This is a genomic window from Janthinobacterium sp. CG3, from assembly GCF_000344615.1.
Lineage (GTDB): Bacteria > Pseudomonadota > Gammaproteobacteria > Burkholderiales > Burkholderiaceae_D > Janthinobacterium.
Window position 1 is genome coordinate 5,290,582 of record NZ_KB467824.1, and the last position, 14,482, is coordinate 5,305,063.

At 67.3% G+C, this 14,482-nt stretch carries 13 protein-coding genes; 6 read left to right on the plus strand and 7 right to left on the minus strand.

What is annotated here, in order from left to right:
* Positions 1-7: 7 nt before the first annotated feature.
* Together JANGC3_RS0123545 and JANGC3_RS0123550 are read right to left on the minus strand one after the other, a co-directional pair.
* Positions 8-1,534: a PAS domain-containing sensor histidine kinase gene (locus JANGC3_RS0123545; RefSeq protein ID WP_017878945.1), complete on the minus strand. Its 1,527-nt coding sequence runs from the start codon at positions 1,532-1,534 to the stop codon at positions 8-10.
* Positions 1,535-1,555: 21 nt separating this feature from the next.
* On the minus strand, positions 1,556-2,146 hold the full coding sequence (locus JANGC3_RS0123550; protein ID WP_017878946.1) for a hypothetical protein: 591 nt from the start codon (positions 2,144-2,146) through the stop codon (positions 1,556-1,558).
* Positions 2,147-2,265: 119 nt separating this feature from the next.
* Here JANGC3_RS0123550 and greB point away from each other — a divergent pair, with 119 nt between their 5' ends.
* Positions 2,266-2,832, plus strand: coding sequence for a transcription elongation factor GreB (gene greB / locus JANGC3_RS0123555; RefSeq protein ID WP_017878947.1), 567 nt, complete (start codon positions 2,266-2,268; stop codon positions 2,830-2,832).
* 154 nt (positions 2,833-2,986) lie between these two features.
* Positions 2,987-3,676: a transposase gene (locus tag JANGC3_RS0123560; RefSeq protein WP_026133419.1), complete on the plus strand. Its 690-nt coding sequence runs from the start codon at positions 2,987-2,989 to the stop codon at positions 3,674-3,676.
* A gap of 64 nt (positions 3,677-3,740) precedes the next feature.
* On the opposite strand, the gene JANGC3_RS0123565 is transcribed toward JANGC3_RS0123560, so the two are convergent.
* The 3 genes from JANGC3_RS0123565 to gmk form a co-directional block, all read right to left on the minus strand.
* Positions 3,741-6,014, minus strand: coding sequence for a RelA/SpoT family protein (locus tag JANGC3_RS0123565; RefSeq protein WP_026133420.1), 2,274 nt, complete (start codon positions 6,012-6,014; stop codon positions 3,741-3,743).
* 82 nt (positions 6,015-6,096) lie between these two features.
* Positions 6,097-6,300, minus strand: a complete 204-nt coding sequence (rpoZ, locus tag JANGC3_RS0123570) for a DNA-directed RNA polymerase subunit omega (protein WP_017878950.1) — start codon at positions 6,298-6,300, stop codon at positions 6,097-6,099.
* 49 nt (positions 6,301-6,349) lie between these two features.
* Entirely contained in the window at positions 6,350-6,988 is a 639-nt protein-coding gene (gmk, locus tag JANGC3_RS0123575) for a guanylate kinase (protein ID WP_017878951.1), read from the minus strand.
* Between the two features lie 256 nt (positions 6,989-7,244).
* Between gmk and JANGC3_RS0123580 the strand changes: the two genes are divergently transcribed.
* A complete protein-coding gene (locus JANGC3_RS0123580; RefSeq protein ID WP_017878952.1) occupies positions 7,245-8,258 on the plus strand; it encodes a Fe(3+) ABC transporter substrate-binding protein in 1,014 nt (337 codons plus the stop codon).
* 205 nt (positions 8,259-8,463) lie between these two features.
* Here JANGC3_RS0123580 and JANGC3_RS0123585 read toward each other — a convergent pair whose 3' ends face one another.
* A complete protein-coding gene (locus tag JANGC3_RS0123585) occupies positions 8,464-10,140 on the minus strand; it encodes an ABC transporter permease (protein WP_017878953.1) in 1,677 nt (558 codons plus the stop codon).
* Between the two features lie 59 nt (positions 10,141-10,199).
* On the opposite strand from JANGC3_RS0123585, the gene JANGC3_RS0123590 reads away from it, so the two are divergent.
* A complete protein-coding gene (locus JANGC3_RS0123590; RefSeq protein ID WP_017878954.1) occupies positions 10,200-11,255 on the plus strand; it encodes an ABC transporter ATP-binding protein in 1,056 nt (351 codons plus the stop codon).
* A 270-nt stretch (positions 11,256-11,525) separates the two neighbouring features.
* Here JANGC3_RS0123590 and JANGC3_RS0123595 read toward each other — a convergent pair whose 3' ends face one another.
* Complete coding sequence (locus tag JANGC3_RS0123595) at positions 11,526-12,407, minus strand: YicC/YloC family endoribonuclease (RefSeq protein ID WP_017878955.1); 882 nt, start codon at positions 12,405-12,407, stop codon at positions 11,526-11,528.
* An 88-nt stretch (positions 12,408-12,495) separates the two neighbouring features.
* Here JANGC3_RS0123595 and JANGC3_RS0123600 point away from each other — a divergent pair, with 88 nt between their 5' ends.
* Together JANGC3_RS0123600 and JANGC3_RS0123605 are read left to right on the plus strand one after the other, a co-directional pair.
* Entirely contained in the window at positions 12,496-13,497 is a 1,002-nt protein-coding gene (locus JANGC3_RS0123600; RefSeq protein ID WP_017878956.1) for a serine/threonine protein kinase, read from the plus strand.
* Between the two features lie 26 nt (positions 13,498-13,523).
* Positions 13,524-14,468 (plus strand): PP2C family protein-serine/threonine phosphatase, encoded by a 945-nt coding sequence (locus JANGC3_RS0123605; protein WP_017878957.1) that lies wholly within the window; start codon positions 13,524-13,526, stop codon positions 14,466-14,468.
* The last annotated feature ends 14 nt before the right edge of the window (positions 14,469-14,482 follow it).

Sequence of the window (14,482 nt, forward strand, 5' to 3'; positions counted from 1 at the left end):
ATTACGGTTAAACCGGCGGCGCGCTGTTGCCGCTGGCCGGCGCGGCGGCGGCAGCCGCTATTATCGTCGCCCTTGGCGTGGCCAGCTTGATTTTGATGGCGACGACGGTGCCGCCGCCGGCCGCGTGGCTCAGCGTCAGCGTGCCGCCCAGCGCGTTGGCGCGTTCGGCCATGCCGCGGATGCCGAACGATTTCGGCTTGGCGCGGTCGGCCTGCCAGATGCCGCCGCCATTGTCGGTAATTTTCAGGCTGATGTGGTGGCGCAGCCGCGCCAGGCGCACCGTCACGCGGCTGGCGTTGGCGTGCTTGGCGATGTTGGTCAGCGCCTCCTGGAAGATGCGGAACAAGGCGGTGGCCTGGTCGAGGTCGAGTTCGATCTCCTTCTGGTTCGAGGCGAAATGGCAGGGCAGCCCGGCCTGGGTTTCGAACTCCTTGCTTTGCCATTCGAGCGCGGCGACGATGCCCAGGTCCAGCATCGACGGGCGCAGGTCGAGCGATATGCGGTGCACCGCGTCGATGCTGCGGTCGACCAGCTGGTCGAGGTAGGCCGCCTTGGCCGCCAGGTCGGGGTCGCCGGGCAGGCGCTTGGCCAGCATCGCCAGCGCCATCTTGATGGCCGTCAGGTTGCCGCCCAGGTCGTCGTGGATCTCGCGCGCGATGCGCGTGCGCTCCTGCTCCTTGACGCGGTCGGCGTGGGCGCTCAGCTCGGCCAGGCGGGCGCGCGAGCGCTGCACCTCGAGCTGTTCCAGGCGGCTCTCGGTGATGTTGGTCATGATGCCCTCCCACTGCACGGCGTCGGCGCCGGCGCGCGGACTCGAGCGCAGGTTGATCCATTTCACGTCCTTCCAGGCGTCGACCCAGATGCGGCCCTCCCAGTTCCAGCTCCACAGCGAGGCGCGCGACGCTTGCATCGAATCGAGGTAGGACTTGCGGTCGTCGACCAGGATCAGTTCGAGGAACAACTCGGGGCGCCGCTGCAGCTCGGCCGCGGTCAGGCCCAGCAGCGCCTGGCAGCCGTCGCTGAGGTAGGGGAAGGCGACGGCGCCGTCGGCGCCCAGGCGGAACTGGTAGACCAGGCCGGGCGTGTTCGAGACGATGGCGTTGAAATGCGACTGCACCTGTTCGAGCGCGGCGGCGCTGGCCCGCGGCGCGCTCATGTCCTCGCCGATGGCGATCAACAGGGCCTGGCCGTCGCGGTCGGCGCGCAGCAGGCGCAGTGTCAGCGGATACAGCGTGCCGTCGCGGCGGCGGTGCTCGGTGTGCAGGTTGACCTGGGCGCCGATGGCGTGGCCGAGGCCGGCCAGCAGCGCGCCGAACTGGACCCGCGTCAGTTGCGGCGCCAGCGTGAACGGCGTCATCGCCGCCAGCGCGGCCGCGTCGTATTGCAAGTTGGCGCGGGCGGCGGCGTTGACGTCGACGAACTGCAGCGTGGCCGCGTCGATCAGGTAAATCTCGGACGGCGAGCCCTGCATCACGGCGGCCAGGCAGGGCGTGTCGTGCGGGGCGGCGGCGCTGGGGCGCTTCGGTTTGCTCATGGGAAGGGGGGAAGTCAACGGTTAAGGGCGGCGGCGGGCGCGCCAGAAGGCGGCGAAGCGGCGCAGCACGCGCGCCGGCCGGGCGCTCAGGCGGCCGGCGCGGGCGCGGCGGGCGGCCCACCAGTTGCGCCGCGCCGCGCCCAGCAGGGCGGCCAGGCCGTCGACCCGGCGCCAGGCGCGGGTGGCGCGCAGGCGGCCGATCCAGTCGTTCTTGACGGCGATGAACTTGCCGTGCCAGCGCGCGAACCAGGGCAGCGACAGCAGCGCCGGCCGGGTCAGGCTGTACAGGCGCGCCACGGCGGCCGCGCCGGCCAGCTTGGCGACGACGATCACGCACACGCCCGAGAACGGATGGCCGCGGGCGATCGCCAGCAGCGCCAGCAGCTTGACCGGGAACAGCAGCACCGCCGGCAGCGCGAACACCGTCAGCGCCCAGTAGGGCGGCAGGCGGGCGATGCCGCTTTCAAGCGCGCGCAGCGGCGGGAACTGGGCGACCCAGCGCATCAGGCGCGCGCCGACGTCCCACAAGCACTCCTCGAATAGCAGGCAGAGCGCGGCCAGGTAAACCAGCGGCGCGAACAGCCAGCGGCGCCATGTGTAAAATCGTTTCATCGGTCTTCGGGTTAGGTGCCACGCGGCGTTGCGTGTTTCTCGGATGATACGTGAAAAAGTCGCCATGTTGCCGCAAACGCGTGCGCGCGCGCGGCGCCAGTGCCGCTACAATGGTCGGCATGAACAAAGCATTTGTAAAAGAGTCGGACCACGACGATGACGACGAAGCCGCCGCGCTGGCGCTGGCGATCCCGCTTGGCGCGAAGAATTACATCACGCCGGCCGGCTACCAGCGCATCAAGGACGAACTGCTGCACCTGATCGACGTCGACCGGCCCGAAGTGGTGAAGATCGTGCATTGGGCGGCGTCGAACGGCGACCGCTCGGAAAACGGCGACTACATCTACGGCAAGCGGCGCCTGCGCGAGATCGACCGGCGCATCCGCTTCCTGACCAAGCGCATGGACCTGGCGGCCATCGTCGACCCCAGCGTGCACCACGGCGGCGACCAGGCCTTCTTCGGCGCCACCGTCACCTACCGCAACGGCGCCGGCGAGACGCACACCATCACGATTGTCGGCATCGACGAACTGGACCCGCTGAACGGCAAAATCAGCTGGGTCTCGCCGGTGGCGCGGGCCATCACCAAGGCGCGCGAGGGCGACCTGGTAACGTTGACCACGCCGCACGGCGCCGAAGAACTCGAATTGCTGGCGGTGCGCTACCCCGCGCCCGCGCCCGACTGAGCGCACAAACCGGGGACAGACCACGATTTCCGGGAAATACTTTCCCGGAAATCGTGGTCTGTCCCCGGTTTTAATGGCGCGCTCGTTGCGCCTTATCAGGTGAGGGGCGTGGACCTCTGTTAACTTGGAAATGTGTTCAAGTTGGAGGACTGCCATGCCGCGCCGCGCCCGCCTCGTTTTGCCAAACGTTCCCTTGCATCTGATTCAACGTGGAAATAACAGGCAAGCGTGTTTTTTTGCCGATGCCGATTACCGCGTCTATCTGGCGTGGCTGGCCGAACACGCCGACGCGAACGGTTGTCGCGTACATGCCTATGTATTGATGAGTAATCACGTGCATTTGTTGATTTCCGTAGACGAGGCGGGATCGCCTGGTGCGCTGATGAAGGCCCTGGGTCAGCAATATGTGCAGTACGTCAACCGCCGCTACGGACGCAGCGGAACGCTGTGGGAAGGGCGTTTCCGCTCCTGCCTGATACAGCAGGAAATGTATCTATTGATATGCCAGCGCTATATTGAACTCAATCCCGTGCGCGCGGGTATGGTGCAGGAACCGGCCCAGTACCAATGGTCCAGCTATCGCGGCAACGCCGAAGGATGCGCCGACCCGATTTTGCGTCCCCATCCCCTGTATAGCGGCATGGCTGAGGATGCCGGCGAAAGGCAGCGGGTCTATCGTTCACTGTTTGATGATGCGCTGGCGCCGGAGCGCGTCAATGCCTTGCGCAAGGCGACAAACGGCAACTTCGCGCTCGGCGACCTGGCATTCACCGAACAGGCCGCCGCGGCGCTGGGCAGAAGGGTGGTGCCGGATACGCCAGGGCGGCCGCCAAAAACAAAGTAAGGGGACAGACCACGATTTCCGGGAAAGTATTTCCCGGAAATCGTGGTCTGTCCCCGGTGTGGCGCTAGCTGCGTTCGCGCAGGATGCGGTTGACGCCGCTGACGCGGCGCACGTTGCGCAGCAGTCCCGCCAGGTGCACGCGGTCCTTGACTTGCACCGTGAAGCGCAACTGGTGCAGCACGTGTTCCTTGTCCTCGTCCATGCCGACGTAGGTGATGTTGGCGTCGGATTCGCCGATTTCGGCCGCCACGCGCGCCAAAATGCCTTTTTCGTTGTTGATCAGCAGCTTGATGCGGCAGTCGAAGCGGCGGTTCAGTTCCAGGCCCCAGCGCACGGCGATCCAGCGGTCCGGCTCCTTGACGCGCTGGCGCTTGGCCAGGCTGCAGTCGCTGGTGTGCACCAGCAAGCCCTGGTCGCGCCGCAACTGGCCGATGATCTGGTCGCCCGGGATCGGCAGGCAACACGGCGCCAGTTGCACCGACACGCCCTCGCTGCCGCAAATGGTCACCGGGTCGAGTTCGGCCGCGCTGTTGTGGTCGATCGGCGCGCTGGCCGATTCGCCGCCCATCAGGCCGAACAGGTGGCGCGCCACCAGCGCCGCCATGCGCTTGCCGATGCCGATGTCGGCGTGCAGCTCGTCGAGCGATTTGGCGCTCGATTCATTGAGCAGGCGCTCGACCAGCAGCGCCGGCAGCTCCGGATGGATGCTCAGGTTGAGCAGCGCCTGGGCCAGCAACTGTTGCCCCAGCACGATCGATTCGGGCAGGTTGATGGTGCGCAGGTGGTGGCGGATGGCCGAGCGGGCCTTGCCGGTGCGCACGAACGACAGCCAGGTCGGGCTGGGCCGCGACGACGCGTCGGTGACGATCTCGACGATGTCGCCGTTGCGCAGTTCGGTGCGCAGCGGCGCCGTTTCGTTGTTGATCTTCACCGACACCGTATGGTCGCCGATGCCGGTATGGATCGAATAGGCGAAGTCGACCGCCGTGGCGCCGCGCGGCAGCGCGATGATCTTCGACTTCGGCGTGAACACGTAGACCGAGTCGGGGAACAGGTCGACCTTGACGTGTTCCAGGAACTCGGCCGAGTCGCCGGTCTGCTGCTGGATGTCGAGCAGCGACTGCAGCCAGGCGTGGGTGCGCTGCTGCAGGTCCGACAGGTTCGAGTCGCCGTTCTTGTACAACCAGTGCGCCGCCACGCCGGACTCGGCGGTGCGGTGCATTTCCTGGGTGCGGATCTGGAATTCGACCGGCGTGCCATACGGGCCGATCAGCGTGGTGTGCAGCGACTGGTAGCCGTTGAGCTTGCGGATCGCGATGTAGTCCTTGAACTTGCCCGGCATCGGCTTGTACAGGCTGTGCAGCGTGCCCAGCGCAACATAGCAGTTCGGGAAGCTGTCGACGACGACGCGAAAGCCGTACACGTCGAGCACCTGGGAAAACGACAGGCGCTTGCTGCGCATTTTCTTGTAGATGCCGTACAGGGTCTTTTCGCGGCCGTACACCTCGGCTTCGATCTCGGCCATCGACAGCGTGTTCTTGACCGATTCGAGGATTTTCTTGACCACTTCGCGGCGGTTGCCGCGCGCCGCCTTGACCGCCTTGGCCAGCGTGCGGTAGCGCAGCGGGTACAGGTGCGAGAACGACAGGTCCTGCAGCTCGCGGTAGATGTTGTTGAGGCCGAGGCGGTGGGCGATCGGCACGTACACTTCCATCGTCTCGCTGGCGATGCGGCGCTTCTTGGCCGGCGCCATCACCTCGAGGGTGCGCATATTGTGCAGGCGGTCGGCCAGCTTGATCAGGATCACCCGCACGTCGCTGGCCATGGCCAGCAGCATCTTGCGGAAATTTTCCGCCTGGGCTTCGATCTGGCTCTGGAACTCGATCTTTTCCAGCTTCGACAGGCCGTCGACGAGGCTGGCGACCGGGGCGCCGAAGCGCTCGACCAGCTCGTCCTTCTTGACGTCCTGGTCCTCCATCACGTCGTGCAGCAGCGCCGCCATGATGGCCTGGGCGTCGAGCTTCCAGTCGGCGCAGATTTCCGCCACCGCGATCGGGTGGGAAATATACGGTTCGCCCGAGCGGCGCACCTGGCCCAGGTGCATCTCGTCGGAGAAACGGTAGGCCTCCTTGACCTTCTTCAGCTCGGCCGGGCTGAGGTATTCGCCGAGCTTTTCGGCCAGGTGGCTGATAGAGGCGACCCCGGCCGGCAGCACCGGCGGCGCCGACGGCGCGGACGTGGCAATGCCGGACGCGTTGGCGCCCGGCACTTTCGCCGCCGGGCGCGGGGCCAGGGCGGACGGTCCCGCTGAAGTCGTGTCGGCTGGAGTCGGGGTCATAAAGCTGTGCGTTCCGTCGCAGGGTGAAGAAAAGGGTACTGGAAAACCTGAGTCAGCACGGTGCGGGTACGCCGGTCCCCAATTACATCGGGACCTTCTTCAGCATTTCGATGCCAACCTTGCCGGCCGCGATTTCGCGCAGGGCGACCACGGTTGGCTTGTCTTTCGCGTCAACCTTCGGGGTGTGGCCTTGCAGCAATTGACGGGCGCGATAGGTCGCGGCCAGCGTCAGTTGAAAGCGGTTCGGGATATTCTTGAGGCAATCTTCAATTGTGATACGGGCCATCTTAACTCCTAATAATGCGACTGGTGGCGGTGCTGTTGCGGTGCTAATGCTATTCCGCGTGGATGCCCAACTGGGCGAAGAGCGATGCGTTGCGCGCCGCTTGTTGCGCAAACCGGCAACGGGTTGCTCTCACGATCGCCGTCAATTCCGACAAGGCGACCGTAAACTCTTCATTGATAATAACATATTCGAACTCCGGAGCGTGGGCGATTTCGCCGCCGGCCGCCAGCAGGCGCCGCGCGATGACGTGCTGGCTGTCCTGGCCGCGCTTGTTCAAGCGCTCTTCCAGCGCGTCGATCGACGGCGGCAAAATGAAGATGCCGGCGGTGCGCGGGAACTGTTTGCGCACCTGGCGCGCGCCCTGCCAGTCGATTTCCAGCAGGATGTCGGTGCCGGCCGCCATCTCTTTTTCGACCAGGATGCGCGAGGTGCCGTAGTAGTTGCCGTGCACTTCGGCCCATTCGAGGAACTCGCCGGCGCCGGCGCGCGCGACGAAATCCTCGGCGCTGGTGAAGTAATACTCGCGGCCGTGCTCCTCGCCCGGGCGGGGCGCGCGGGTGGTGGTCGAGATCGACAGCTGGATGGTCGGCTCTTGCTGGAGCAAGGCGTTGACCAGCGTCGATTTGCCGGCGCCGGACGGCGCGACGACCATGAACAGGCTGCCGGATAGGGCGGTGGATTGGCTCATGCTGATCTTCCTCGGACGATGTTGGCTGGGGCGGGCCGCGCGCACGCGTCGCCCAAAGGCGTATTTTACCAAGAGCAACGCCGTCCGGCGAGGGGCGGAATCAAAGCGCCGCCGGATCGGCCACAAACCGACGCCGGCGACGCGGCGCCCGAGCGCACCCGTATCACGCGTGCGGCGGAAGCAAATGAGACTTGTTTGCAAGTATCCGCGCATTTTGTTAGCATCGGCATCCCATCCACCTTTGTAGGGCACGCCCATGACGCCGTTTAAACTTGCCACGCTGGCCGCTGTTTGCCTTTCCGCCGCCGGCGCCGCCGGCGCCCAGGAGTTGAACCTGTACTCGGCGCGCCATTACCAGACCGACCAGGCGCTGTACGCCAATTTCACCAAGCAGACCGGCATCAAGATCAACCGCATCGAGGCGGGCGAGAACGAGCTGCTCGAGCGCATCAAGAACGAGGGCGCCAACAGCCCGGCCGACGTGTTGCTGACGGTCGACGCGGCGCGCCTGGCCAAGGCCGACGAGCTCAACCTGTTCCAGCGAATCGACTCGCCGCTGTTGAACGCGCGCATTCCCGCGCACCTGCGCAGTCCCGACTGGTACGCCTTTTCAACCCGCGCGCGCGTCATCGTCTACAACAAGAAGTCGGTCAACGGCGCCGACGTGCAGAGCTATGAAAGCCTGGCCGACGCCAAGCTCAAGGGCAAGCTCTGCGTGCGCTCCGGCTCGCACCCGTACAACCTGTCGCTGGGCGCGGCGCTGCTGGAGCACCACGGCGAGCAAAAGACCCACGACTGGGCCAAGGGGCTGGTCGCCAATTTCGCCCGCTCGCCGAAGGGCGGCGATACCGACCAGATCAAGTCGGTCGCGGCCGGCGAGTGCGGCGTCGCGCTGGCCAACTCCTACTACGTGGCGCGCCTGATGCGCTCCGACAAGGCGGAAGACCGCAAGGTGATGGAGGCGGTCACCGTGGTGTGGCCGAACCAGGCCGGCAGCGGGACCCACCTGAACATTTCCGGCGCCGGCGTGCTCAAGTTGGCGCCGAACAAGGCCAACGCCGTCAAATTCCTGGAATACCTGGCCTCGGACCAGGCCCAGGTTTATTTCGCCGACGGCAACAACGAATGGCCGGTGGTGCAAAACGTCAAGGTCGGCAACCCGGCGCTGGACGCCCTGGGCCCGTTCAAGGCCGACACCTTGCACGTCGGCAAACTGGCGAAACACCAGGCGGCCGTACAGAAGATCTACGACCGCGCCGGTTGGCAATAAAACGGGGCGGTAACGGCCCGGTACCGCGTTGCCCATGCGCGCAAGGCGCCAGCCTCGCCGCGCTGTGCGCGCTGTCCCGGGCCGGTCGCACCACATTGTGGGGCGTCGGCGCCTTCGCTAATAGCAAGGGCGCAACCCGGGGGGGCGGACCTCCGGGGTCCGACCCCGGCGTTCGGCGAATGGTTTTTTCACCGTTCCCGGCCAACTAGCGGGGCTGCCTGCCGCGGCGTATCTGCCACGACAGCACGATCAGCGGCAGCACGCCGACGGCGACGATGGCCAGCGCCGCCGTCGACGCCTCGGCCAGCCGCTCGTCCGACGCCAGCGTGTAGGTTTGCGTGGCCAGCGTATCGAAATTGAAAGGCCGCATCACCAGGGTGGCCGGCAACTCCTTCATCACGTCGACAAACACCAGCAGCGCCGCCGTCAGCATGCCGCCGCCCAGCAGCGGCAGATGCACGCGCCGCAGCGTCGCCATCGGCCCGAGTCCGAGCGAGCGCGCGGCGTCGTCCATGTTGCCGGTGATTTTCGCCAGGCTGGTGTCGACGGTGCGCAGCGACACCGCCAGGAAGCGTACCAGGTAGGCGTAGATCAGCGCGCCCACGCCCCCGGTCAGCAGCAAGCCGGGGTTGTGGCCGCTCACGGCCAGCAGCGCCGTCGACAGCCAATTGTCGAGCTGCGACACCGGGATCAGCACGCCGACGGCGATCACCGAGCCGGGCACCGCGTAGCCCAGGCCGACCGCGCGCCTGGCCAGGCGCAGCGGCCAGTGCCGCGACACGCGCCCGGCGTAGGCGATCAGCACGGCCAGCGCGACGGCGATGGCGGCCGTCAGCGCCGCCACCAGGAAGCTGTTGCGCGCCAGCTCGACGAAGCGTTCGCCGAACTCGGCGTCGCCGCTGCGCAGCGCCATGTCCAGCAACATCCCCGCCGGCAGCAGGAAACCCAGCGCCAGCGGCAGCAGGCAGGCGGCGAAGGCGGCCAGCGCGCGCCAGCCGCGCAGGCGCCGGTTCGACTGCGGCCGGTTGCGCCCGGTGGTGTTGTGGAAGCGGGCGCGCCCGCGCGAGAGGCGCTCGGCCAGCAGCAGCAGCGCGACGAAGCCGAGCAGGGCCGCCGCCAGTTGCGCCGCGGCGACCCGGTCGCCGAGCGCGAACCAGGCCCGGTAGATGCCGGTGGTGAAGGTGGGCACGCCGAAGTAGGAGACGGCGCCGTAGTCGGCCAGGGTTTCCATCAGCGCCAGCGCGGCGCCGGTGGCGATGGCCGTGCGCGCCAGCGGCACCGAAATGCGCCAGAAGCTTTGCCAGGCCCCCAGTCCGAGCGAGCGGCCCACTTCCAGCATGCCGCTGGCGCGCTCGAGGAAGGCGGCGCGCGCCAGCAGATACACGTAGGGGTAGAGCACGAAGACGAACACCAGCACCGCGCCGCCGGCGCTGCGCACGTCCGGGAACCAGTAGCCGCCGGCCTCCCAGCCGCCGGCCGCGCGCAGCCAGGTCTGCACCGGGCCGACGAACTGCAAGGCGTCGGTGTAGGTGTAGGCCATGACATAGGCCGGCACGGCCAGCGGCAGTACCAGCGCCCACTCGAACACGGCGCGGCCGGGGAAGTCGTGGATGCTGACCAGCCAGGCGGTGGCGACGCCGACCACGACGACGCCCAGCGCGACGCCGGCGCACAGGATCAGCGTGTTGGCGATGTAGCCGCCCAGTACCGTCGAGGCCAGATGCCGCCAGGTGTCGCCGGCGCCGCCGCGCAGCACGTTGGCCAGCACGCTGAGGATGGGCACGGCCAGCAGCGCGGCGACGGCCAGCGCGCAGCCGGCCAGCGGGGACGGGCCGCGGCGGCGCGGCGCGGCGCGGATGACGCTTGACGCGGATGTCGGCACGGCACTCCTCATTGAAAATGGGAATTATAATAGACGATTGCCATTTTCCCCGCCGCCCCATGCCCTTACTCGATCTGCAGCAGGTTTCCTACGCCTTCGGGCGCCGGCAGGTGCTCGACAAGCTGTCGTTCCAGTTGCAGGCCGGCAGCATCGCCTGTCTGCTGGGGCCGTCTGGTTGCGGAAAAACCACGGTGCTGCGCTGCATCGCCGGTTTCGAGGCCGTCAGCGCCGGCCGCATCGCGTTGAACGGCGCACTGGTCAGCAGCGCCGGGTTGCACCTGGCCGCCGAGCGGCGCCGCATCGGCATGGTGTTCCAGGACTATGCGCTGTTCCCGCATTTGACGGTGGCCGCCAACATCGGCTTCGGCCTGCACGGCGGCGCCGCCGCCGCCCGCGCCGCCCGCGTCGCCGAATTGCTGGCCACGGTAGGCCTGGCCGGCCTGGGCGGCCAGTTCCCGCACGAGTTGTCGGGCGGCCAGCAGCAACGGGTGGCGCTGGCGCGCGCGCTGGCGCCGCGGCCGCGCCTGTTGCTGCTCGACGAACCGTTTTCCAACCTGGACGTGGATTTGCGCGAGCGCCTGGCGCTGGAGGTGCGCGGCATCCTGCGCGCCGAGGGCGCCACCGCGGTCATGGTGACGCACGACCAGCACGAGGCGTTTGCGATGGCCGATGAAATCGGCGTGATGCACGAGGGCCGCATCCAGCAGTGGGACACGCCCTACAATGTGTACCACCGGCCGGACAACCGCTTCGTCGCCGATTTCGTCGGCCAGGGGGTGTTCCTGCCGGGCGCGGTGCTGGCCGGCGGGCGCATCCAGATCGAACTGGGGGTGTTGCCGTCGCACAGCCTGGGCGCGGGCGCGGCGCCGGCCGGGCGCCGGGTCTGCGTGTTGCTGCGGCCCGACGACGTGGTGCACGACGACGCCAGCGCGCTGCGCGCCGAGGTGGTGGCGAAGGCCTTCCGCGGCGCCGAGTTCCTCTACACGCTCAAGCTGGCCAGCGGCGCGCAACTGCTGTCGCTGGTGCCGAGCCACCACAACCACGCCATCGGCGAGCGCATCGGCATCGTGCTCGGCGTCGACCACGTGGTCGCCTTCGAGCAGCTCGCGGGTTAATTCATCCGCGGGGGGCGCCCCGAACCGGTCGGCACACTCGCCGACGCGTTTGGCGGGCGGGCGCCTGATGTTTTCCGATCGCTGCATATGATAGCGCGATACGGCCTGATCGGGAGGGTCGGGCAAGGCCGTGTCGTCCAGCCGGAAGCGTTGGCCGAGCATGTTTTAGTCGCGTTCGCCCAAGGCGGCGATCCGGGCGCGGCCAGCGCATGCCATGCCGTCCGGTCCTCAGACATTTTTCTAACAGCAAGATCCCCGCCGCTTGCAACCTTACTCCAAATTCTGCACCTGCTCGCGCATCTGTTCGATCAGCAGCTTCAGGTCCATCGACGCGTCGGCCAGCTCCTTGACCGAGGCCTTGGCGCCCAGCGTGTTCGCTTCCCGGTTCAGTTCCTGCATCATGAAGTCGAGCCGTTTGCCGACCTGGCCGCCTTTTTTCATGATGTGGCGGGTCTCGGCCAAGTGCGCCGACAGGCGCGCCAGCTCCTCGGCGACGTCGATGCGGATGCCGTACAGGATCACTTCCTGGCGGATGCGTTCCATCGCGTCCTGGCGCGAGTTGGCCGAATTCGAGGCCATGCCCAGCGCGTCCTGCATGCGTTCGATGGCTTTTTGCTGGAAGGCGGCGACCACCTGCGGCATCAGCGGCGTGATGCGCTTGACGATCGCCTCCATCGCGTCGATGCGCGACACCAGCACCGCCTCGAGCGCGGCGCCCTCGCGCCGGCGGCTCTCGACGAAGGCCGTCACGGTGCGCTTGCCGAGCGCGCCGACGTCGGCCTGCAGCGACTCCTGGCCCACTTGCGCCTCTTCGATCACGCCGGGCCAGCGCAGCAGCTCGGCCACCGACATCACCGGCGCCGAGGCGAAGTGCTGGGCGATTTCGCCCTGCATGCGCGCCAGCTCGGCCAGCAGCGCGGTGTTCAGCGCCTGGGTGCCGGGGCTGGCGGCCTTGCGTCCAAAGCTCAGCCGCACCTCGACCTTGCCGCGGGTGACGGCGGCCATGACGGCCGTGCGCAGGTCCGGTTCGAGCGCGCGCAAATCGTCGTTGATGCGAAATTGCAAATCGAGAAAGCGCGAATTGACACTCTTGATTTCAATTGTTAGTGTGCCCGCCGCGCTCTCGCTGGTGGCGACCGCGTAACCTGTCATGCTTGAAATGCTCAATGGAGTCCCCGGTTTTATCTTTACAATACAGTATTTTATACACACAATCGTGCAGGTTAATGCAAGGAAACCCATGGCTGCACAAAACAACGCCGCGCTGCCGGATGGCCTGGAAATTGCTGGATACCGCATTGTAAAGAAAATTGCGTCCGGCGGGTTCAGTATTGTATATCTGGCCGAAGACGCCGAGGGCGGCGCGGTGGCGATCAAGGAGTACCTGCCGAGCGCGCTGGCGCTGCGCCAGCCGGGCCAGCTCGCGCCGAGCATTTCCAAGGCCCACCTGCCGGTGTTCCGCATCGGCCTGAAGTGCTTTTTCGAGGAGGGCCGGGCGCTGGCGCGCATCGCCCACCCGAACGTGGTGCGGGTGCTGAATTTTTTCCGCGCCAACGACACCGTCTACATGGTCATGGCCTACGAGTCCGGCTATTCGCTGCAGGAGCACATCGCGCGCCAGCGCAACAAGGGCAGCAAGCTCGGCGAGGCCTTCATCCGGCAGATCTTCATCCAGGTGCTGAACGGCCTGCGCGAGGTGCACGCCAGCCACCTGCTGCACCTGGACCTGAAGCCGGCCAACATCTACCTGCGCACCGACGGCACGCCGATCCTGCTGGACTTCGGCGCGGCGCGGCAAAGCTTCAACGCCGACCTGCCGGCGCTAACGCCGATGTACACGCCCGGCTTCGCCCCGCCCGAGCTGTACCAGAAGGGCGCCAGCCTGGGGCCGTGGTCGGACGTCTACAGCATCGGCGCGGCGATGTTCGCCTGCATGGTCGGCTCGCCGCCGCAGCCGGCCGACCAGCGCCGCGGCGACGACAAGATGGCCGAGCATTTCGCCCGCCTCGACGGCGCCTATTCGGCCGAGCTGGTGCAACTGGTGCGCGCCTGCCTGATGAGCGAGGTGCTGGCGCGCCCGCAAAGCTTGTTCGCGCTGCAGAAGGTGCTGCTGGCGGCGCCGGCGGCGCGGCCGGCCGCCGGCGCGCTGGCGCGCTGGTCGGCGCGCCTGCGCGCGCTGGCCGGGCGCCTGGGCCGGCCCGGGGCGGGCGGCGGCGCCGCGCCGAACACCCGGCAATCCTGACGCACCCCATTTTCAAGAGGCAACGTATGCAATTCTCCGTCTACCAGGAAAGCCATCTCGGCGGCCGCAAGGTCAACCAGGACCGCATGGGCTACAGTTTCACCCGCGACGCGCTGCTGTTGGTGCTGGCCGACGGCATGGGCGGCCACCTGCACGGCGAAATCGCCGCCCAACTGACCTTGCAAGTGATCTCGCAGCGCTTCCAGCAGCACGCCACGCCCTACGTCAAGGGGCCCGAGCGCTTCCTCGAGGAGAGCCTGCTGGCGGCGCACCAGGAAATCCACCGCTACCGCCTGGCCCACAACCTGGCCGAGGCGCCGCGCACCACCGTGGTGGCCTGCCTGATCCAGTTCAACTCGGCCACCTGGGCCCACTGCGGCGACTCGCGCCTGTATTGGATGCGCGGCGGGCAGATCCTGGCGCGCACGCGCGACCACTCGCACGTCGAGTCGCTGATCGCCAAGGGCCTGGCGGCGCCGTCCGAGCGCGCCACCCACCCCGACCGCAACAAGCTCTACAACTGCCTGGGCGCGACCGCGCTGCCGAAGATCGACTTGTCCGGCCGCGCCAGCCTGCTGCCGGGCGACCAGATGTTATTATGCTCGGATGGATTGTGGGCGATGCTGCCGGACCAGGACCTGGCCGAACGCATGCACGCGCAAACGGTGGTGCGCGCGGTGCCCGACATGCTCAGCGCGGCGTTGGCGCTGGCCGGGCGCCACGCCGACAACGCGACCGCGCTGGCGATCATGTGGCAGGGTAGTAGCGTGGTCGACAGCGCCAACAGCGTCGCCGCCGGCGACGCCAGCGTGATCTCGACCGAGGCGCTGCCGCAGGACCTGGTCGGCTCGACCATCCAGGGCATGCCGGCGCCGCCGGCCGCGGCCGACGCCTTCGACGACGACGAGATCGAGCGCGCCATCGCCGAAATCCGCGGCGCCATAGAAAAATCATCCCAAGTACTTAAATAACAAACCAGGAAGCC